The organism is Bradyrhizobium sp. WSM2254, from assembly GCF_000472645.1.
GTDB classification, from domain to species: Bacteria; Pseudomonadota; Alphaproteobacteria; order Rhizobiales; family Xanthobacteraceae; genus Bradyrhizobium; species Bradyrhizobium niftali.
Window position 1 is genome coordinate 40203 of record NZ_KI421444.1, and the last position, 18678, is coordinate 58880.

At 65.2% G+C, this 18678-nt stretch carries 18 protein-coding genes; 6 read left to right on the forward strand and 12 right to left on the reverse strand.

What is annotated here, in order from left to right; genetic code table 11:
- The first annotated feature begins 63 nt into the window (after nt 1-63).
- The 3 genes from cckA (at nt 64) to atzF (ending at nt 5691) form a co-directional block, all read left to right on the forward strand.
- Nucleotides 64-2649 (forward strand): cell cycle histidine kinase CckA, encoded by a 2586-nt coding sequence (gene cckA, locus A3M7_RS0137890; protein WP_027548530.1) that lies wholly within the window; start codon nt 64-66, stop codon nt 2647-2649.
- Between the two features lie 497 nt (nt 2650-3146).
- Complete coding sequence (locus A3M7_RS0137895; protein WP_027548531.1) at nt 3147-4136, forward strand: Tim44 domain-containing protein; 990 nt, start codon at nt 3147-3149, stop codon at nt 4134-4136.
- Between the two features lie 169 nt (nt 4137-4305).
- Nucleotides 4306-5691 (forward strand): allophanate hydrolase, encoded by a 1386-nt coding sequence (gene atzF / locus A3M7_RS0137900; RefSeq protein WP_027548532.1) that lies wholly within the window; start codon nt 4306-4308, stop codon nt 5689-5691.
- Nucleotides 5692-5701: 10 nt separating this feature from the next.
- On the opposite strand, the gene A3M7_RS0137905 is transcribed toward atzF, so the two are convergent.
- The 4 genes from A3M7_RS0137905 to A3M7_RS0137920 form a co-directional block, all read right to left on the reverse strand.
- Complete coding sequence (locus A3M7_RS0137905; RefSeq protein ID WP_027548533.1) at nt 5702-6427, reverse strand: Crp/Fnr family transcriptional regulator; 726 nt, start codon at nt 6425-6427, stop codon at nt 5702-5704.
- 88 nt (nt 6428-6515) lie between these two features.
- Nucleotides 6516-7355 (reverse strand): ABC transporter ATP-binding protein, encoded by an 840-nt coding sequence (locus A3M7_RS0137910; protein WP_198033899.1) that lies wholly within the window; start codon nt 7353-7355, stop codon nt 6516-6518.
- A 20-nt stretch (nt 7356-7375) separates the two neighbouring features.
- On the reverse strand, nt 7376-8224 hold the full coding sequence (locus A3M7_RS0137915) for an ABC transporter permease (protein WP_027548535.1): 849 nt from the start codon (nt 8222-8224) through the stop codon (nt 7376-7378).
- Nucleotides 8215-9216, reverse strand: a complete 1002-nt coding sequence (locus A3M7_RS0137920) for an NrtA/SsuA/CpmA family ABC transporter substrate-binding protein (RefSeq protein WP_027548536.1) — start codon at nt 9214-9216, stop codon at nt 8215-8217. The genes A3M7_RS0137915 and A3M7_RS0137920 overlap by 10 nt, the downstream gene beginning before the upstream one ends.
- 330 nt (nt 9217-9546) lie before the next feature.
- On the opposite strand from A3M7_RS0137920, the gene A3M7_RS0137935 reads away from it, so the two are divergent.
- Nucleotides 9547-10221: a hypothetical protein gene (locus A3M7_RS0137935; RefSeq protein WP_027548537.1), complete on the forward strand. Its 675-nt coding sequence runs from the start codon at nt 9547-9549 to the stop codon at nt 10219-10221.
- Between the two features lie 78 nt (nt 10222-10299).
- Nucleotides 10300-11007, forward strand: coding sequence for a glutathione S-transferase (locus A3M7_RS0137940; protein ID WP_027548538.1), 708 nt, complete (start codon nt 10300-10302; stop codon nt 11005-11007).
- 131 nt (nt 11008-11138) lie between these two features.
- Here the strand turns inward: A3M7_RS0137940 and A3M7_RS50110 are convergent, their stop codons facing one another.
- Nucleotides 11139-11312 carry a hypothetical protein gene (locus A3M7_RS50110; protein WP_198033894.1) on the reverse strand — a complete coding sequence of 58 codons (174 nt, stop codon included), beginning with the start codon at nt 11310-11312 and terminating at the stop codon, nt 11139-11141.
- Between the two features lie 291 nt (nt 11313-11603).
- Complete coding sequence (locus tag A3M7_RS0137950) at nt 11604-12083, reverse strand: hypothetical protein (protein WP_027548539.1); 480 nt, start codon at nt 12081-12083, stop codon at nt 11604-11606.
- 248 nt (nt 12084-12331) lie between these two features.
- On the opposite strand from A3M7_RS0137950, the gene A3M7_RS0137955 reads away from it, so the two are divergent.
- Complete coding sequence (locus tag A3M7_RS0137955; RefSeq protein ID WP_027548540.1) at nt 12332-13987, forward strand: fumarate hydratase; 1656 nt, start codon at nt 12332-12334, stop codon at nt 13985-13987.
- Between the two features lie 157 nt (nt 13988-14144).
- Here the strand turns inward: A3M7_RS0137955 and A3M7_RS0137960 are convergent, their stop codons facing one another.
- From A3M7_RS0137960 to A3M7_RS0137985, 6 genes are all read right to left on the reverse strand, one after another.
- Entirely contained in the window at nt 14145-15062 is a 918-nt protein-coding gene (locus A3M7_RS0137960) for an SH3 domain-containing protein (RefSeq protein WP_027548541.1), read from the reverse strand.
- Between the two features lie 16 nt (nt 15063-15078).
- Nucleotides 15079-15375, reverse strand: coding sequence for a hypothetical protein (locus A3M7_RS0137965; RefSeq protein ID WP_027548542.1), 297 nt, complete (start codon nt 15373-15375; stop codon nt 15079-15081).
- 190 nt (nt 15376-15565) lie between these two features.
- Nucleotides 15566-16120, reverse strand: a complete 555-nt coding sequence (locus A3M7_RS0137970; protein WP_027548543.1) for an inner membrane-spanning protein YciB — start codon at nt 16118-16120, stop codon at nt 15566-15568.
- Between the two features lie 12 nt (nt 16121-16132).
- Nucleotides 16133-16708: a hypothetical protein gene (locus A3M7_RS0137975; RefSeq protein WP_027548544.1), complete on the reverse strand. Its 576-nt coding sequence runs from the start codon at nt 16706-16708 to the stop codon at nt 16133-16135.
- Between the two features lie 76 nt (nt 16709-16784).
- Nucleotides 16785-17048 (reverse strand): hypothetical protein, encoded by a 264-nt coding sequence (locus A3M7_RS0137980; protein ID WP_027548545.1) that lies wholly within the window; start codon nt 17046-17048, stop codon nt 16785-16787.
- 147 nt (nt 17049-17195) lie between these two features.
- Entirely contained in the window at nt 17196-18593 is a 1398-nt protein-coding gene (locus tag A3M7_RS0137985; protein WP_027548546.1) for a carotenoid oxygenase family protein, read from the reverse strand.
- Nucleotides 18594-18678 lie beyond the last annotated feature (85 nt).

Sequence of the window (18678 nt, forward strand, 5' to 3'; positions counted from 1 at the left end):
AGGGAGGACCCCACGCGCCCCGTAGCGCGTTGATTCTCTGCCGACAGGCTGTGCCAGCTTGAAATGACCGCCGAGACCGACCACGACCTCACACGCGAGCCCGTTGCGGCGCACGAGCCGTCGCCGCGCTCGGGCAGCATTGCGCTGGTGCTGCTGGTGGCCGCCGGCCTCGTCGCCGTCGCCGTCGGGCTGATGACGCTCGGGCGCGCGCAGGCGCAGCCTTATATCCTCGGCGTCCTCGCCGTGCTGGCGATGGTCGGCCTGTTCAACCTGTTCGCCTTCGCCGCCGGCATCATCCGCTTCGTCGACCGTAGTCTCGACGACCCCGTGATGGGACGGATCGCCGATCACGCCTTCGACGGCCTGGCGGTCACCGACCCGCGCGGCCATGTGGTCTATTCCAATGCGGCCTATCTGACCCTGACCGGTGCCACCGGCCCGCAGGACGTGCGCCCCGTCGAGCGCGTCTTCATCGGCAATCCCGACGTCTCCGAAGCCGTGTTCCGGCTGCTGAAAGCCGCCCGCGAAGGCAAGCGGCAGCAGGAAGAGGTGCGCATCTCCGGCCATGACGGCAGCCAGGGCCGCTGGCTGCGCATGCGGGTGCGGCCGCTCGGCACCGGAAAGCGCGAGGCGAAATACGCGGTGTGGTCGATCGCCGACATCACCCGCGACCGCGAGCGCCAGGAGGACGTGTTCCAGGAGCTCCAGCACGCGATCGAATATCTCGATCACGCGCCTTGCGGCTTCTTCTCGGTCAATCCGGCCGGCGAGCTCGCCTACGTCAACGCGACGCTGGCGAACTGGCTCGACTACGACCTCGCCGAGATCGGCTCGGGCGGGCTGAAGCTCGCCGACATCGTCTCCGGCGACGGCGCCTCGCTGCTCAGCTCGATCGTGGCGGTGCCGGGCGAGGTGAAGACCGAGGTCTTCGACATCGACCTGCGCATGCGCACCGGCAAGACCATGCCGGTGCGGCTCTACCACAAGCTCGCCTTCGGCGCCGACGGCGCGCCGGGGCCGTCGCGCACGCTCGTGATCAGCCGCGCCCGCGACGAGCGCAGCGATCCGGACCGCGCCGCCGAAGTGCGTTTCATGCGCTTCTTCGACCACACGCCGATGGCGATCGCCACCGTCGACCGCGGCGGCAACGTCGTGCGCGCAAACGCGCGCTACGCCAAGCTCGCGCAGGGCCTCGGTCTCGACAGCGCCGGCAAGTCGATCTTCCGCGCCATCAATTCACGTGACCGCCACCTGGTGATCACGGCCATCAACCAGGCCGCCGAAGGCAAGGCCGACATCGCGCCGGTCGAGGTGGCGCTGGAAGGAACCAAGGAGCGCTGGGGCCAGTTCTTCGTCACGCCGGTCGACGCGGCCGAGAACGACGCGGAAGCCGCCATCGTGCACATGCTCGAGACCACCGAGCGGCGCGCGCTGGAGAACCAGATCAACCAGTCGCAGAAGATGGAGACGGTCGGCCAGCTCGCTGGCGGCATCGCCCACGACTTCAACAACGTGCTCTCCGCCATCATGATGGCGAACGACTTCCTGCTGAACGCGCACAAGCCGACCGATCCGTCGTTCCAGGACATCATGCAGATCAAGCAGAACGCGACGCGCGCCGCGACGCTGGTGCGGCAGCTGCTCGCGTTCTCGCGGCGGCAGACGCTGCGGCCACAGGTGCTCGATCTCGGCGATGCGCTTTCCGACCTCACCATGCTGCTGCGCCGCCTGATCGGCGAGAAGGTCAAGCTCGACCTGATCCACGGCCGCGACCTCTGGCCGGTGAAGGTCGACGTCTCCCAGTTCGAGCAGGTGATCGTCAATCTCGCGGTCAACGCGCGCGACGCCATGCCCGATGGCGGCAAGCTGATCATCCGCACCGCCAATGTCGCCACCGAGGATGCGGGCAAGCTCGCCTACAAGGGCATGCCGGCGGCGGACTATGTGCGCATCGAGGTCGCTGACACCGGCACTGGCATCCCCGCCGACATCCGCGACAAGATCTTCGAGCCGTTCTTCTCGACCAAGGAAGTCGGCAAGGGCACCGGCCTCGGCCTCTCCACCGTCTACGGCATCGTTAAGCAGACCGGCGGCTTCATCTACGTCGATTCCGAGCCGGGGCAGGGCACCTCGTTCCACATCTTCCTGCCGCGCCATCACGCCGAGCCGGAGGTGCAGGTCGAGCAGCCCGCGGCAGTGGTCAGCGCAGCCAATGGCGCTGCGAAGGAAGCCGCGCCCGCGGCGGCGGAAGCGAAGCCGCGCACCGATCTGACGGGACAGGGCACCATCCTGCTGGTCGAGGACGAGGAGGGCCTGCGCGCGCTCAACGCACGTGGCCTGCGCTCGCGCGGCTACACCGTGGTCGAGGCCGAGAACGGCGTCGAAGCCATGGAGATGCTGGAGGAGCAGAGCGGCGCGATCGATCTCGTCGTCTCCGACGTGGTGATGCCGGAGATGGACGGCCCGACGCTGCTGAAGGCGATGCGCGAGAAGAACCCCGACATCAAGTTCATCTTCGTCTCCGGCTACGCCGAGGATGCGTTCGAGAAGAGCCTGCCCGAAGGCCAGCAGTTCGACTTCCTGCCAAAGCCGTTCACGCTCAGCCAACTCGTGGCGGCGGTGAAGGAGACGATGACGAAGCAGGGGTGAGGGCTGCGCGTGGGATGCACACACCGCGCGGCAATCTCCGCTGTCGTCCTGGCGAACGCCAGGACCCATACCGCGTGATCCATCGATTGCGCGCGCTGCCAATCCCGAACGACCAGTCTTCGCCAAACCGCCTCTTGGGGTAATGGGTCCTGGCCTTCGCCAGGACGGCATTACGCGCAATTGTCCCAACACCGTCATTGCGAGCCAACGAGTCCGCGCAAAGCGCGGCCCGGTGACAGGCTCCGCGAAGCAATCCAGACTGTCTCCGCGGAACCAGACCGGATTGCTTTGACCCAAGGGTTCAATGACGAGGAGAAAGCGGAATTCTGGCCCTAAAAGCCACCGGTACCCGGCGACCATGGCCCCCCGCGCGCGCCCGGCCAAACCCCCGCCAAATATGGGCTTTTGCCACATCCCCGCGACTGAGGGCCGCAGCTACAAGTTCCGAAACCGGCTTCACTTTTCGCGCCGGCTGCCCATCTTAGGGACACGTCCCCATGCCGGGGATTTGGGAAACGAACATGAATTTCTCGCAACGCTCCCGCAGTCTCTTCAAGACGATCGCCGTCGTGCTGGCGCTTGCGCTGCCGACAGCGCTGGCGATCTCGTCCGCCGACGCGCGCGTTGGTGGCGGCATGTCGTCGGGTTCGCGCGGCTCGCGAACCTATTCGGCGCCGCCGTCGACCACGACCGCGCCGGGCTCGGCCTCGCAGTTCAACCGCACCTACACCCAGCCGGGTGCAGGCATGAATTCGGCCGCGCCCGCGCGCGGCGGCCTGTTCGGCCGTGCCGGCGGCTTCATGGGCGGCCTTGCGGCCGGCTTCCTCGGCGCAGGCCTGCTCGGCATGCTGTTCGGCGGCGGCCTGTTCGGCGGCCTCGGCGGCCTGTCGTCGATCATTGGCCTGATCATTCAGATCGCGCTCGTGGTGCTCGTGGTTCGGCTGGCGATGTCATGGTGGCAGCGCCGCCACACGCCGCAGGCGGCTTACGCCAATGCTGATGCTGGTGCCGGTCCGGGACCGCAGACGAACTATCGCAGCGGTCTCGGCGGTGGTGGCTTCGGCTTCGGCGCCAACAACGCGCCGCTCGAAATCAAGCCGGACGACTATGAGGCGTTCGAGCGCCTGCTCGGCGAGATCCAGTCCGCTTGGTCGAACGAGGACGTGGCAAAGCTGCACACGCTCGCGACGCCGGAGATGGTCTCCTATTTCGAGAAGGACCTTGGCGAGAATCGCGCGCGCAACGTCGTCAACAAGACTTCCAACGTGAAACTGTTGCAGGGCGACCTGGCGGAAGCCTGGCGCGAAGGCGAGACGGACTACGCGACGGTGGCGCTGCGCTTCGCCCTCACCGACAAAACGGTCGACCGCAACACCGGCGCGCTCGTCGCCGGCAGCGAGCAGCCGGGCGAAGTCACTGAAGTCTGGACTTTCGCACGCCGGCCGGGCAGCGGCTGGGAATTGTCGGCGATCCAGCAGACCAACTGATCGCGAGCGAATTGAACAATAAGGGCGTCGTGCCTCTGGCACGGCGCCTTTTTCTTTGAGCCGCATATGTCCTGATACGGCCGACCATTTGGGCGAAGCACTTAATTGCTTGTTGCCCATGCAGAGCTCCCGCAATTTCGCGCCTGCCGGTTGGAGAAGGAGATATTCGGTGACTCAGTCTGTCGCGCGCTGCAGGACCAATCACGAAACCATCGCCAGGAATTCGTCCTCGGCGCTGGAGGCGATCGAGACGGCGTATGACCGGATCGAGGCCGAGCGCGACCGCAATTGCTGGATCTATCTCCGCCCGCGGGAGGAGGCGCTGGAAGAATGCCGCAAGCTGGTGGCACGCGCGCGGACGGGCGAAAATCTTCCGCTGCTCGGCATTCCCTTCGGTGTGAAGGACAATATCGATGTCGAGGGAATGCCGACCACGGCCGCATGCCCGGCGTTCAGCTACACGCCCTGGCATTCCGCGCACAGCGTCGAACGCCTCACCGCGGCCGGCGCAATTTGCCTCGGAAAGACCAATCTCGATCAGTTCGCCACAGGCCTGTCTGGCGCGCGTTCGCCCTATGGCCCCTGCGCGTCGGTTGCCGATGCGCGCTATGTTTCGGGCGGCTCCAGTTCCGGGTCCGCGGTCGCCGTGGCGGCCGGGCACGTCGCGTTCGCGCTCGGCACCGATACCGGCGGGTCCGGCCGCATACCTGCCGGCTTCAACAACATCGTCGGAATCAAGCCGACCGTTGGGCTGGTGTCATCGCGCGGGCTGGTGCCGAATTGCCCGACGATCGATTGCGTTTCGGTGTTCTGCAATACCGTCAGCGACGGCGAGGCGATCATCGACATCATCGAAGGGTTCGATTTCGAAGATCCCTACAGCCGCTTGCCCAGGGCCGTTTCTTTCGCCATAGGGACGGCGCCATCGTTCCGGTTCGGCCGCATCGCGTCCGCCGATCTCGAATGCTTCGGCATGCCGGAATGCGGCGAACTCTATGAGCGCGCCTGCGAGCGTTTCACACAGATCGGAGGGACGGCGATCGAGGTGGACTTCGCCCCGTTCCGCCAGGCCGGGGAGTTGATGTTCAGCGGACCCTGGGTCGCGGAGCGGCACTCGGCCATCGCTTCGCTGATGGACATCGATTCCGGCTCCCTGCTCGATGTCACGAGGACCGTGCTGGGCTCAGCCGCCGGCTATTCAGCGATCGACACGTTTGGTGCCATTCACCGGTTGCACCGACTTCGCCGCGACGCCGAGGCGATCTTTGCTGGTGTCGATGCGCTGGTGGTCCCGACCGCACCGCGGCCGTTCACGCTGGAGGAGATGGATCGCGATCCGATCACCCTCAACAATCGCCTCGGCTACTACTCGTACTTTGCCAATCTGCTCGATCTCTGCGGCGTGGCGGTTCCGAATGCGACATTGCCGAACGGCATGCCCATGGGCGTGACCCTGCTGGCGCCGGCGTGGCATGATCGCGCGCTGATCGGACTGGCGCGGCGGTTCGAGGCCAGCGCAGGCCAAGCGGCGTTCGAATTGAAGTCTGGCGGCTGAAGGCCGGATATTATTCCATCTCCTGCCCGAGCGTCGAAAGATCCAGGATCGAAATCACGGATCTGTCGTACCTGATCACGCCTTCCTCCTGGAGCCGTGCGAGTTGTACGGTCACCCATTGGCGGGTGGATCCGATGAGATTGGCGAGATCGCCGTGGGTAAACGGCATCCCGACGACAATCTCGCCGCCGCGCTTCACGCCGTAGACGTGCGACAGGAAGATCAGCAGGCTGTGCAGCCGCTCGGTCACCGAGCGCGTCCCGAGCATCTGGGCCATCGCCGAATAGCATCGCGCCTTGAATGCCAGGGCATCCAGCAGGGCGACGGCGATCGCCGGCGATTCCAGCGCAAGCCGCCGCAGCGCCGGTCCGGGCATGAACGTCAACCGGCTGCGTTCGGCCGCAACCGATGTCCACATGTGCGGGCCCGTTCCGAATATGTCGGGGCCGCCGACGAAGTTGCCGGGAAACCAGTAGGCGAGCGTGACCTCGCGCCCCGACGGCGCCGCATAGTAGCTGCGGATGCGTCCCTCGCTGATCAGGTAGATCCCGGCCTGTGTGTCGCCCTGAGACCAAACCAGTTGGCCGGCTTCCAGGGCCTTCTCGCGTCCGATCGCACGCAACCGATTGCAGTCAGCCCGGTTGAGACCGTCCAGCAAGCCGGGCAGCGGCCTGACGAGATTGTCCGACTCGGCCAGCATCACGCCTGCCGCTATCGCGCTATTCGCCCTGTGCATCGCCGGCTCCACCGTGAGACCCGGCATCGATTATTCAAGAACCATGCCAGCGCGCTGCGGGCCTTCTCGATGTCCGAGTTCCGGGCGATCAGCTCGCGTCCGACTGATTGAACGCCCGCAGCCCTTCCGCGCGGATCACGTCGAGACAATCCTTCTTGAGGGAGAGATAGATCGGCTCGACCATGACAGAACTCGACCGCGGGCGCGTCAGCTTGACCGCGACTTCGCGCAGGATGCGGCCGGGGCCCGCGCTCATGATGAGGACGCGGTCGGCCAGCACGATGGCTTCATCGATGTCGTGCGTGACGAACACGATCGTCGCCTTGATCCGGTCGCGCAGCTCCAGCAGATTGTCTTGCATCACCGCCCGAGTCTGCGCGTCGAGGGCCCCGAAGGGCTCGTCCATCAGCAGCACGCGGGGCTGATTGGCCAACGCTCGCGCGATCGCCACGCGCTGTTGCATGCCGCCCGACAGCGTGTTCGGATAGGCGTCGGCGAAACGCTTGAGACCGACCATCGCGATCAGATCGTCGGCGATGGCATTCGCTTCCGTCCTGGACTTCCCGAGCATCCTGGGGCCGTGGGCGATGTTCCTGCGGACAGACTTCCATGGGAAAAGATGCGGCTGCTGGAACACCATGCCGACATCGGGGCGCGGGCTGTAGACACGCGAGCCCTCTACCAGGATGTCGCCTTCAAACGGCACTTCCAGTCCGGCGATGGTATTGAGCACCGTCGACTTGCCGCAGCCAGAGGGCCCGACGATGCAAACGAACTCGCCAGGCGCCACGTCAAAGGAAACGCGATCCACCGCGATGGTCTGCCCGCGATTGGTGTCAAAAACGATGCTCAGGTTTGAGACTTGAATGGTCGGTTGTTTCCGCGCCGATTCGACGGAGGCTGGCGAGCTCGCCAGAGCCAGTTTCATGATTGATCGAGGTCCCGACATCAACGCCACCAGACAGTACGTTCCGCAAGAGCCGAAAACAGCCGGTCTGCAATGAACGAAATCAACCCGAGCGCTGCGAGCCCGCCCATGACCTGGCCCGTTTGCAAATTCTGCTGCGCAATCTCGATCCTGTAGACGATGCCGGCGAAAGCGCCTGCAAGTTCGGCCGCGACAAGTGTGTAAAAGGAGATGCTGACGGCGGTGCGCAATCCGACCACGATGTAGGGAAGCGCGCCCAGCAGCACGATCTCCAGGAGCATCTGCCGCCGGGGCGTGCCGAGCATCAACGCCGCCCGAATCAGGCCGCGGTCGACCTTCTGCACGCCGATGTGGGTCGAAAGCCAAACCGTGAAGAACACGCCCCATACGACGAGGAACAGCTTTCCCGCCTCCGACAGGCCGAACCAGAGGATGACGATCGGCACGAAAGCAATCGGCGGAATTGGCCGGAGGATATGGAATAGCGGGGACAGCAGGCTCGACATAACAGGGAATTGGCCGGTGAGGATACCGAGCAGGATGCCGAGCACGCCGCCTACGATGAATCCCGTGGTGACGCGAAAGAGGCTGGCCAGCAGATCGCCAAGGAACTGTCCGCTTCGTATCCACTCAAGGACCGCCGCAGCAACCACCGTCGGAGGCGGAAACAGCACCATGTTGACGGCCCCGGAACGGGAGACCAGCTCCCAGAGGCCGACGAACAGGGGAAGCGAAAGCGCCCCGACCAGAATATTGAGGCGGCGAAGACGGGCTGAATCCGGCCGCCGATCGCGACCGCCGGTGCGGAGAGCAATCTCCTGTCGTGCTGAAGTGCCGTCCTGCATGGCCGTGCGGGTGCCTATTTCCACGAGAGGGTGACGCGTGCGGGGTCGACCTTCTTCAGCGGCTCGGCGACGACGACCTTGCTGAAGTCGGGCATCGCCGCGCCCGGAGGATGGTTGCCGCTCTCGAGGCGCCATGCGGAATGGGTCTTGAGAATCTCGATCAGCCGGTCATCGAGACGCACCCGGTAGACATAGTCGGCCCAGATGGGAGCGAGGTCGTCCCGCTTCATGCCGACCGCGTCCGCCACGACCGTGATCGCTTCATCCTGGTGTGCCTTCATCCAGACCTCGGCGTCGATCAGTGCGGCGATGAACTTCTCGACCACCGCAGGGTTGGCATCCAGATAGGTCCTCATGACGACGATGTTGAACGTTTCCGAGTAAGTGCCCGTTGTATCGAGCTCAGCGACGGCTTCGCCCAGGGCCTTCTTCGCGTTGGCGATGTGGGGTTCCCAAGTGTCGATTGCGTCGATGCTTCCGGCTGCAAGTGCCGGCAGCATCTCCTGCGGCCGCAGGTTGACGAGGGTGACATCCTTGGGAGTCAATCCCGCCGACTTCAGCAAAGTCGCCGTGTAGACCTCGCTGCCGGTGCCGGCCGTGAATCCGATTCGCTTGCCGCGAAGATCTGCCTTGGTCTTGACGCCGGCCTTGGCCGCGACGACCGTCTTGAGGTCGGAATATTCCATGCCGGCGACGAAGGCGATGGGCTGGTTTGCCATCGCTGAAGCTGTGACCGGCGCCTCCGCCGTCGTCGCGATGTCGGCGCCGCCCCCGATCACGGTGTCCAGGCACTGCTTGCCGGACGTGAAGTTCGAGACCGTGATGTCCAGTCCGTTCTTTTCGAAAATCCCCTTCGATTTGGCGACGATCGCAAGGCCGGAGATCGGTCCGAGGTTTTGCGCAAGCCGGGCCTTGAGCAATTCCGCGGCCGAGGCGCGGCCCGGACCGATGGCAAGGCAGCAAAGCGCGGCATAGCCGGCAATTGCCGCAATTGGGCGGACGGTGTTCCAGTGCATGACGATCTCCCCTCGCGCCGCGCCCGGCGGCAGCCCCGATGTGATCGCGGATGCCGCCCTGAACGGCTCCGCAACGGCCTCCCGCGTCCTCCCCTGGGCGATCGCTTGAGGATCGGCCCGTGCTGGCATGCTCACCCGGCGCTACGGTCCCGGGAAGCAATTAATCGACACGGCCCTCGGGGCGACCGGTCGCGCGCCGCCGCTCGAGGTGACGCGCGTGTGGCGGATGGCCGCTGGAATGCCGGAATAATGTCCGTCGCGACGGGTTCATGTCAGAGGATCAAAGACGGGCCTGCCAGGCGCAATCGCAGGACCAATCGGGAGGATAGGATGAGCATTATTGCCAGAGTCATCGTGCCAGCAGGCGTTGCGCTCGCGGTCTTCGCAAGTCCATCGGTGCGGGCGCAGTCAGCCGACATGACCTTCTTCGTGACCTCGAGCGGGCCGGGCAAGGGTGCCGATCTTGGCGGTCTCGACGGTGCCGACGCCCACTGCCAGAAGCTCGCGCAATCGGCCGGTGCCGGCGCCAAAACCTGGCGCGCCTATCTCTCGACCCAGGCCGCCGACGGCAAGCCGGCCGTCAACGCGCGCGACCGCATCGGCAAGGGGCCGTGGCAGAATGCGAAGGGCGCGGTCATCGCCAAGGACGTTGCCGACCTGCATGGCCCCGCCAACAACCTGACAAAGCAGACGGCGCTCAGCGAGAAGGGTGAGGTCAACAACGGGGCCGGCGATACGCCGAACCGCCACGACATCCTCACGGGGACGCAACCCGACGGCACCGCATTTGCCGCCGGCGACGACAAGACCTGCAAGAACTGGTCGTCGAGCACGCAAGGTGCTGCGGTGGTCGGCCATGCCGACCGGCGGGGCCTGCGCGACGACGAGCCGTCGAAATCGTGGAACAGCTCGCACCCCTCGCGCGGTCCCGATGGCGGCTGCTCGCAGGCCGACTTGAAGAGTACGGGTGGCGACGGGCTGCTGTATTGCTTCGCGGCGAATTGAGGCGCGGAACACCGTCCACCGTCATGGAGTTCGTGGTTGCGTGCTACACTTGCCGCAACGCAATCACGGACTGTTTCCATGAAATACGAACTCTACTACTGGCCCGAGATTCAGGGCCGTGGCGAATATGTGCGGTTGGCGCTGGAGGAGGCGGGTGCGGCTTACGTCGACGTCGCGCGCGGCCCGCGCGGCACGGCTGCGATGATGAAGATGATGGACGCGCATGAGGGCACGCCGCCGTTCGCGCCGCCGTTCCTGAAAGCCGGCAAGCTCGTCATCGGCCAGACCGCCAACATCCTGCTCTATCTCGGCGCCCGCCACGCCCTTGCGCCGAAGACGGAGGCGGGCCGGCTCTGGGTGCACCAGCTCCAGCTCACCATCACCGACTTTGTGGTCGAGGTCCACGACACCCATCATCCACTTGGGCCCTCGCTCTATTACGAGGACGCGCGGCCCGCGGCGAAGAAGCGCACGGCCGAGTTCTGGAGCGAGCGCGTGCCGAAATATCTCGGCTACTTCGAACAGATGCTCGCCGGCAATGGCGGCACTTGCGTCACCGGCCGCCGGCTGACCTATGTCGATCTCTCGCTGTTCCAGATCGTCGCCGGGCTGCGCTACGCGTTCCCCAGGCGCATGAAGGCGTTCGAGGCGGACATCCCGGGCCTCGTCGGCCTGCACGACCGCGTTGCCGCGCGGCCGAACATCAAGGCCTATCTTGCGAGCGAGCGCCGCATTGCCTTCAACGAGCAGGGCATCTTCCGCCGCTACAAGGAACTCGATGATTAGCCGGCCCAGAGGGAGTCCGGCGGCAGCCCCCGTTCCGGACCGGCCGTTTCGGGCGATGCTCGCTCACCACACGCCGGACACGCGAAAAACCCGATCAACCGGATCGGGCGCTTCACTGGGATAAAGGCCGATCAGGCGAGCTGATCGATCCGCGTGCCCTGGCCCGGCGGCAGCGGCACCGGCGGCTGCGGCTTGTAGGTCGGGTCGGCGTCTTTGGTCTTGGCCTGATCGTCCTGCTGCTTGGTCGTGTCGTAGCTCGGGACCACGATCGCGATCGGCGGCGGCGCAACGGTAGAAACGCTCATCCACAAATCCTCACACATGGAAACAATTGAGCTTGCCCTGCGAGGAGCGAAATTTCCTTCAAGCCAATCGTTAAAATGCGAGGGATCCGGTGCGGTGCGCTGCGCTCTTTTGTGCCTCGTCGCGCGATGTCCGAGAGACGACGCGATCGCTCCTCGTCATTGCGAGCGCAGCGAAGCAATCCAGGCTGTCTCCGCGGAGGGATTCTGGATTGCTTCGCTGCGCTCGCAATGACGGCGTGTGTGGCGGGCGACGTTACGACGCGCGTAGGGCGCGCCTGCGGTACGACGCCTCTACTCGTCCTTCGGCCGCGTGATCGCGATCGAGGCTTCCGTCTTGCTGCGCGAGCAATCCATGTTGAGGCGCTTGAAGCGCATCGACACCTTGTCGCCGCGGAGCAGGCCCATGCGCTTCAGGCAGCGCGTCGCGCCTTTCGCGGTGTCGTCCTTCGGCACCGTGAAGATGATCGCGGCCGCGGACGCGACGAGGTCATAGAACTGCGGCGTCGGCTTGCGGTCGCCCTTGGCATAGAGCTCGTTGGAATAGTTCTGTCCCTGCGCCCGGCAGCCGAGCGAGAGCTCCTTCGCCGCCGGGTGGGTGAGGTAGATGATGTTGGCAGCCTTGAAGTTGACCTTCAGCCTGTCGACCCCGCTCGCGAGCTGCTTTGCGATGTCGTCGCACTGGTCCGCGCGGGCAGGCGAGGCGAGGGTCACAAGTCCGGTGATGGCGGCGGCGACCAGGATCGCGCCGCGGAAGTTCGGTTTGAAAATCATGATGAAAAGCCCCTTAGGGCGCGCATTCAACCTTCGTCGCGCGCCGAGCGCAAGGGGTGGACGCAAGGCCTGCCGGGCACGATCATCACCCCCTGCGTCCGGCCGAGGGTGACCGGAAAAGGGCCGTCATGACGTCGAATCGGGATGCCCCGACCGCGCCGGAACGCCTTCCCTTTACGGCAAAAAAGCTTAGAACGCTTCTATGCTAGGGGCCCGCGCGAGGGCTCCAAAACCCCGAGATTCGCTCCATGAACGCTCCCACCGCCTTCCCCGACCCCGCAAAGCCCGTTCCGCCCTACAAGCACACCCCGCTGTTCCCGCTGGGCAAGGACGAGACGCCCTATAAGAAGATTTCGTCCGAGGGCGTCAGGGTCGAGAAGGTCCTTGGGAAGGACATGCTGGTGGTGTCGCGCGAGGCGCTGCGGGCGCTGTCGGAGGCGGCTTTCGGCGACATCAACCATTACCTGCGGCCCGGCCACCTGAAGCAGCTGCGCGCGATCCTGGAGGACGGCGAGGCGAGCCCCAACGACAAGTTCGTCGCGCTCGACTTCCTGAAGAACGCCAACATCGCCGCCGGCGGCGTGCTGCCGATGTGCCAGGACACCGGCACCGCGATCATCATGGGCAAGAAGGGCTGCAACGTCATCACCGACGGTGACGACGAGGCGGCGCTGTCGGAAGGCGCGCGCGATGCTTACCTGCGCCGCAATTTGCGCTACTCGCAGGTCGCGCCCTTGTCGATGTACGAGGAGAAGAACACCGCCAACAACATGCCGGCGCAGTGCGAGATCTACGCCGAGGGCGACGACGCCTACAAGTTCATGTTCATGGCGAAGGGCGGCGGCAGCGCCAACAAGAGCTTCCTGTTTCAGGCGACGCCCTCGGTGCTGACCAAGGACCGGCTGCTCGCCTTCCTGAAGGAGAAGATCCTCACCCTCGGCACCGCGGCGTGCCCGCCCTATCACCTCGCCATCGTGATCGGCGGCACCTCGGCCGAGCTCTGCATGAAGACGGTGAAGCTCGCCTCCGCCCGCTATCTCGACGCGCTGCCGACCCACGGGTCGCCCGACGGCAACGCCTTCCGCGACGTCGAGATGGAGAAGGAAATCCACAAGATGACGCAGTCGCTCGGCGTCGGCGCGCAGTTCGGCGGCAAATATTTCTGCCACGACGTGCGCGTGATCCGCATGCCGCGCCACGGCGCCTCGCTGCCGATCGGTCTTGGCGTGTCCTGCTCGGCCGACCGCCAGGTGCTCGGCAAGATCACAAAGGACGGCATCTATCTCGAGGAGCTCGAGCACAACCCGGCGCAGTATCTGCCGCAGGTCGAGCAGTCGCTCGGCGGCGAGGTCGTCAAGATCGACCTCAACCAGCCGATGAAGGACATCCTGGCGACGTTCTCGAAATACCCGATCAAGACCCGGGTCTCGATGACCGGCACCATGATCGTCGCGCGCGATAGCGCCCATGCCAAGCTGCGCGAGCGACTGGAGAAGGGCGAGCCGCTGCCGGATTATTTCAAGAACCATCCGGTCTACTACGCCGGCCCCGCCAAGACGCCGGAAGGCTACGCCTCCGGGGCGTTCGGTCCGACCACCGCGGGCCGCATGGATTCGTTTGTGGACCAGTTCCAGGCCGCCGGCGGCTCGATGGTGATGGTGGCCAAGGGCAACCGCGCGCCGGCCGTGCGCGAGGCCTGCAAGAAGTATGGCGGCTTCTATCTCGGCTCGATCGGCGGCGCCGCGGCGAACCTCGCCGAGCACTGCATCAAGAAGGTCGAGGTGCTCGAATATCCCGAGCTCGGCATGGAAGCGATCTGGCGCATCGAAGTCGTCGACTTCCCGGCGTTCATCATCGTCGACGACAAGGGCAACGACTTCTTCAAGGAGTTGAATTTGGGTTAGCTCTTCACCTCTCCCCGCTTGCGGGGAGAGGTCGGACTTTGCGCATTGCGCAAAGTCCGGGTGAGGGGGACTCTCCGCGAGTCCGACTCTCGCCGTCCTTGTGGAGACTCCCCCTCACCCCGACCCTCTCCCCGCAAGCGGGGCGAGGGAGAAGAGTTCAACTGCAATTCGTGACCTGGTTGGAGCAGAGCGCGCGCCACCAGCCGCGGACGCCGTCGTGGCTCTCGACGAGGCCCCAGAGGCCGCTGCAGGCAAAGATGCGCTTCGGCCCGCCGTCGCCGTCGATCGGGCCGCCAAGCTCGCGCTGGGCCGGCATCCATTTGGCATCGACGAATGGCGCCTGGAACAGCCCGCCCGCGCGTGTGTAGCCATTGGCGTAATTCGCGCCGACCTTGTTGGAGGCGACCCAGCCGCGTCCGGCATAGGGCTTTGGCGCGCTGCGCGGATATTTCTTGTCGTCCTCGTAGTCCTTGCCCGGCGGCTTGGCGCCTTCGATCAGAAACCAGCCGTCCTTGAAGCCGATGATGCGGAATTCGGTGAGCCAGCCGCCCTCGGGCGTGTTCTCGGCGCCGCCAAGCTTCAGACGGTAGGGCGGCGGCAGCGTGCCGAGCACGCGTGCCTTCACTGACGGCTCGGCGCGCACGTTGAGACCGCTCGGATCCTTGTCGATCGACCAGGCGCCGAGATCGCAGGGCTCGGTGCCGTCAGGCAGCGTTGCGCGCTTGGCGAGATCGGCGTGCAGCTTTGCGAAATCAGTGTCGTCGTTGTCAGGATCCGGCCCGGCGCGCGGCTTCAGCTCGGCTGAGACGGCGCGCGTCGCATCCGGCGTCAGCGTGACCACGAGCGCCTGGCGCGCGGCGAACACGCTTGCGGGCGTCTTCGGATCATTCGACGTCGCCGGATAAACGGCGAGATAACCGGTCGATCCTTCGGTCCGGTAGGCCGTGCCGGCGACATAGCCCGCCGGCACCATGGCGAGCGCGCTTGCGCGCCACGCCGGTTCGGTGTCATCCGCGCGCGCCGCTTGTGTCGCGATGCACAGGATTGATGCCGCGATGAGACGGAGTACGCGCACGGTTCGCAACGCGGCCTTACGCCCGCACGCCCGTGAACGGAAAACTGCCCATCGGGCCGATGCCCATCTCGCCGCTCATGCTGTCGCCGGACACCGTTCCGATGAACTCGAGCGTCAACGGCATCGGATTGGTGATCGAGACTTTCCAGTTGACGGCGTCGCCGCTGACGGTGCCGTCGAAGATCTCGGCGGTATTTCCTTCCGCGCCTTGCGTGCCCGTGAGCGCGCCGCCGGCGGCCTTCAGGCTCAGCGTCGCGTTGCGCTCGCCCATCGGCGTCGTCATGGTCAGATTCCAGTTGCCGTCTACGGCCATTCCCGTCTCCCGAACAAATCCCGGCGGGCCGCGACGATCCGCGGCCAGTCCTGAGCGAGCCTATAACCCAACTCGGCGCGCCTGCCTAACGCTGCATTGGAGGCATAGCGCATGATCCGGAAAAGTGTGTAGCGGTTTTCCGATAAGGATCATGCTCAAACAACAACCTGAAGCGCAATTGCATCGCGCTTCAGGCGCGGGCGGCGGCGCGCCGGCGGCTGGTGACGATGAGCCGCAGAACGACATACTGCACGGCAAAGGCGAGGATCTTGGCGCCGCCCGCGACCACCGTGATGTAGAACGCCCACAGCTTCAGATCGCCTGTGGAGGCGACCGCGATCATGCCGGCACCGATCACGAACATCAGCACCGCCCAGGCATAGCCCGCAGCGGTGACATATTCCGGAACGGTCTCGGCGACGATCGGCGGCATGTAGCGCAGCATCCAGCCGCGCTTGAGCATGATGGCGCCGATCGCGAAATGCGCGATCGAGGGCTTTGCCAGCATGAAGCGGGGATCATTGGTCAGCAGCGTGACGGTGCCCAGCACGATGACGAGCGCGAGGCTCGCATAGGTCATGTAGTTGAGCTGCTGCCCCTTGACGCGGGCGTAGATCACCTGCGCGATCGCACCGGCAATCGCCACCGACGTTGCCAGGACGACGTTGTCGGTGATGAGATAGACGACCAGGAAGACGATGGCGGAGAGGAAGTCGGAGGCGAGGCGGGCGAATACGTCCTTCATCGTCGATCCTGTTCAGCGAGCGTTGGGAAGTGCGGCGGCCGCCGTACCGTACTTGATCTGGCGATACTCGGGATACCATTTTGTGAAGTAGATCGCGCTGTTGCGGGCGGCGAAGGCGACCGCAAGGCTCGACCAGAGGGGAAGGCCGGGGACGTAGAGCAGCACGAGATTGGCGGCCGCCATCAGCAGCGCGGCCGCGGTCCATGCGCCGGTGATGACGTAATTGGCATAGAGAAAGCCGGGCATCGCCGCGGTCTCGGCCGGGACCGATTCAACCGCATATTGCAGCGTGAAGGGACGGCGGAGCAGCATCGAGCCGAGCGAGATGACGAAGATGCCGACATCGACCGACAGCTTGACGCCGAGCGTGCCCAGCGTGGGGTCGCGCAGCGCGAGGTAGAGGCCGATTGCCGCGAACACGATCGCCGAGCCCGCAGCCAGGATCTTCACCGACCGGCCCTGCGCGACATCGATCGCGATGGTGGCGAGGCAGATCGCGGAAGCCGCGAACACGCTGACCGTGGTCGACGTCACCAGCATCAGGAACGTGAAGGCGCCGTAGGGCGCGAGGATCAGGAAAATCGTCATGGACCGCCTCGGTCAGGCTAATCTTTACACTGGAAAGATTTCTACTTCGGGGGTCGGTGCCGGTCAAGCAAAATCTTTACAGTGTCAAAATGACGTATGCGACCTCCAAAAGGTGAAGGCCTGCAACGACTTGGTCAGATGCCTCCTCGGCCAATTCCGCCCAAGGCAGGCGTGACAGGATCGGCAGCGCGGAGGCGATCACAAGGCCGAGGCAGAGCAGGATGCCGCCGTTGAAGACGGTATGGCGGCTCCGCCGCAGCCGGATCGTCTGGACTGCGAGCGCGGCGCAGGCCAGGGCGAGGACGGCGAGGCACTCTCCGGTGATCGAGGGTATGTCCATGGAAAACTCCTCTTTCGTCATTCCGGGGCGCACGTCAGCGCGAGCTACGATGCGCAATTGCGCATCTGAGAATCTATCGGGCAGCAACACGTGGAGCGAAATGGATTCCGGGTTCGCGCTAAGTGGCGCGCCCCGGAATGACGAGAGCTACGCCGCTCCCACCCAGTTGCCGTGAAAGCCGTCCGGCACGCGGTGGCCGAGCTGCACCAGTGCGGCGGGGCCTGCCTCGATGTCGGTGGCATTGAACACGGCGAGGTCGCTGCGGTTCTCGCGCGCGCGCCAGACCACGGCGAGCAGCCAGCCGTCACCTTCGGCTGCATCGCTCGATCGCTCGACGAAGACCGGCTCGGAGATGGTGTCGCCGGCGGGTAGCAGATAATGGCCGAGCCGCTTGCCGTTGCCGTCGACATGGACGATGCCGGAGAGTGCGCCGAACATCGGCAGTCTTGGATTGGCGCAGGCGTACCAGCCGTGACGGCTCTTCAGCCCGGCGCGACGATCGTCGATGCGCGGGAATTCGCCGGTGAGATCGTCCAGGTACGTCTGCTGGAAACGATCGGTGTTGCCTGAGAGATCGAACGTCCAGCGGCAATGGCGGGCGCGCGATTTCTCCGGATCGGTCGGCCGGCCGTCGGGATGCGGAAACAGCGGCGCCTCCTCGAACTGCATGACGTCGGCGATGATGCGGTTATCGTCCTCCCACGCGTTCATGACGTGGAAGACGTAGCAGGCCTCAGCACGGAACCAGACGATGTCTTTCGCCGTGCCACTGCGCTTCATCACGCCGACATAGGCGCCCTTGTCCGGCTCCCAGGCATAGGGCGGCCGTCCGCTCATCGCGCGCTCCATGCTGCCGGTGATGGGAAGGATCGGAAACAGCACATGGTTCGCGGTGACGATGAAGTCGTGCACCATGCTGGCATAGGGCGCCTCGAAACGTTCGAAGCGGGTCGCCTTGCCGGATGCATCGATCGATCCGAAGGAGAGGGCAGGCGTCAGCGGCCCCGCGGCGTTGTAGCCGAAGAACAGCATCTCGCCGGTGACGGGATCGACCTTGGGATGCGCGGTAAAGCTGCCGGCGACGCGGCCCTGATAGTTGTGATAGCCGCGCGTGGCCAGCGTGCCCGGCTCGATCTCGGTCGGCAGATGCGCTTCTTCCAGCGCCAGCAGCTTGCCGGCGTGGAAGATGATGTTGGTGTTGGCGACGCCGCCGTCGGTGAGATCAGCCGGGGCATCCGGCAGCTTGCGGCCGAAGCCGCCGAACAGGGCGCGGCCGGCGTCGTGCTCGGCGAGCCATTTCGGCGTGCGAACCCAGCGGTTGCGGTAGCTGGCGCGGCCATTCTCGAGGTGAAAGGCGTGCAGCATGCCGTCGCCGACGAACCAGTGCGCGCCGGGCGCATCGAACTGCGGGTTGGGGCCGTTGCGATAGAGCGTGCCATTCAGCTCGCGCGGCAATTCGCCGACGATCTTGAGGAAGGGCGCGTCGGCCTCGAACGGAATCGGCCTGAGATTGTTGCGGCGCTCGGTGATGGCGTCCTGCTGCACGGCGTATCCCTTCCTTTATCTTTACATCGTAAAGATCAGATAGAGCCGATCGTCGCGCCGGTCAAGCGAAATCTTTACACTGTCA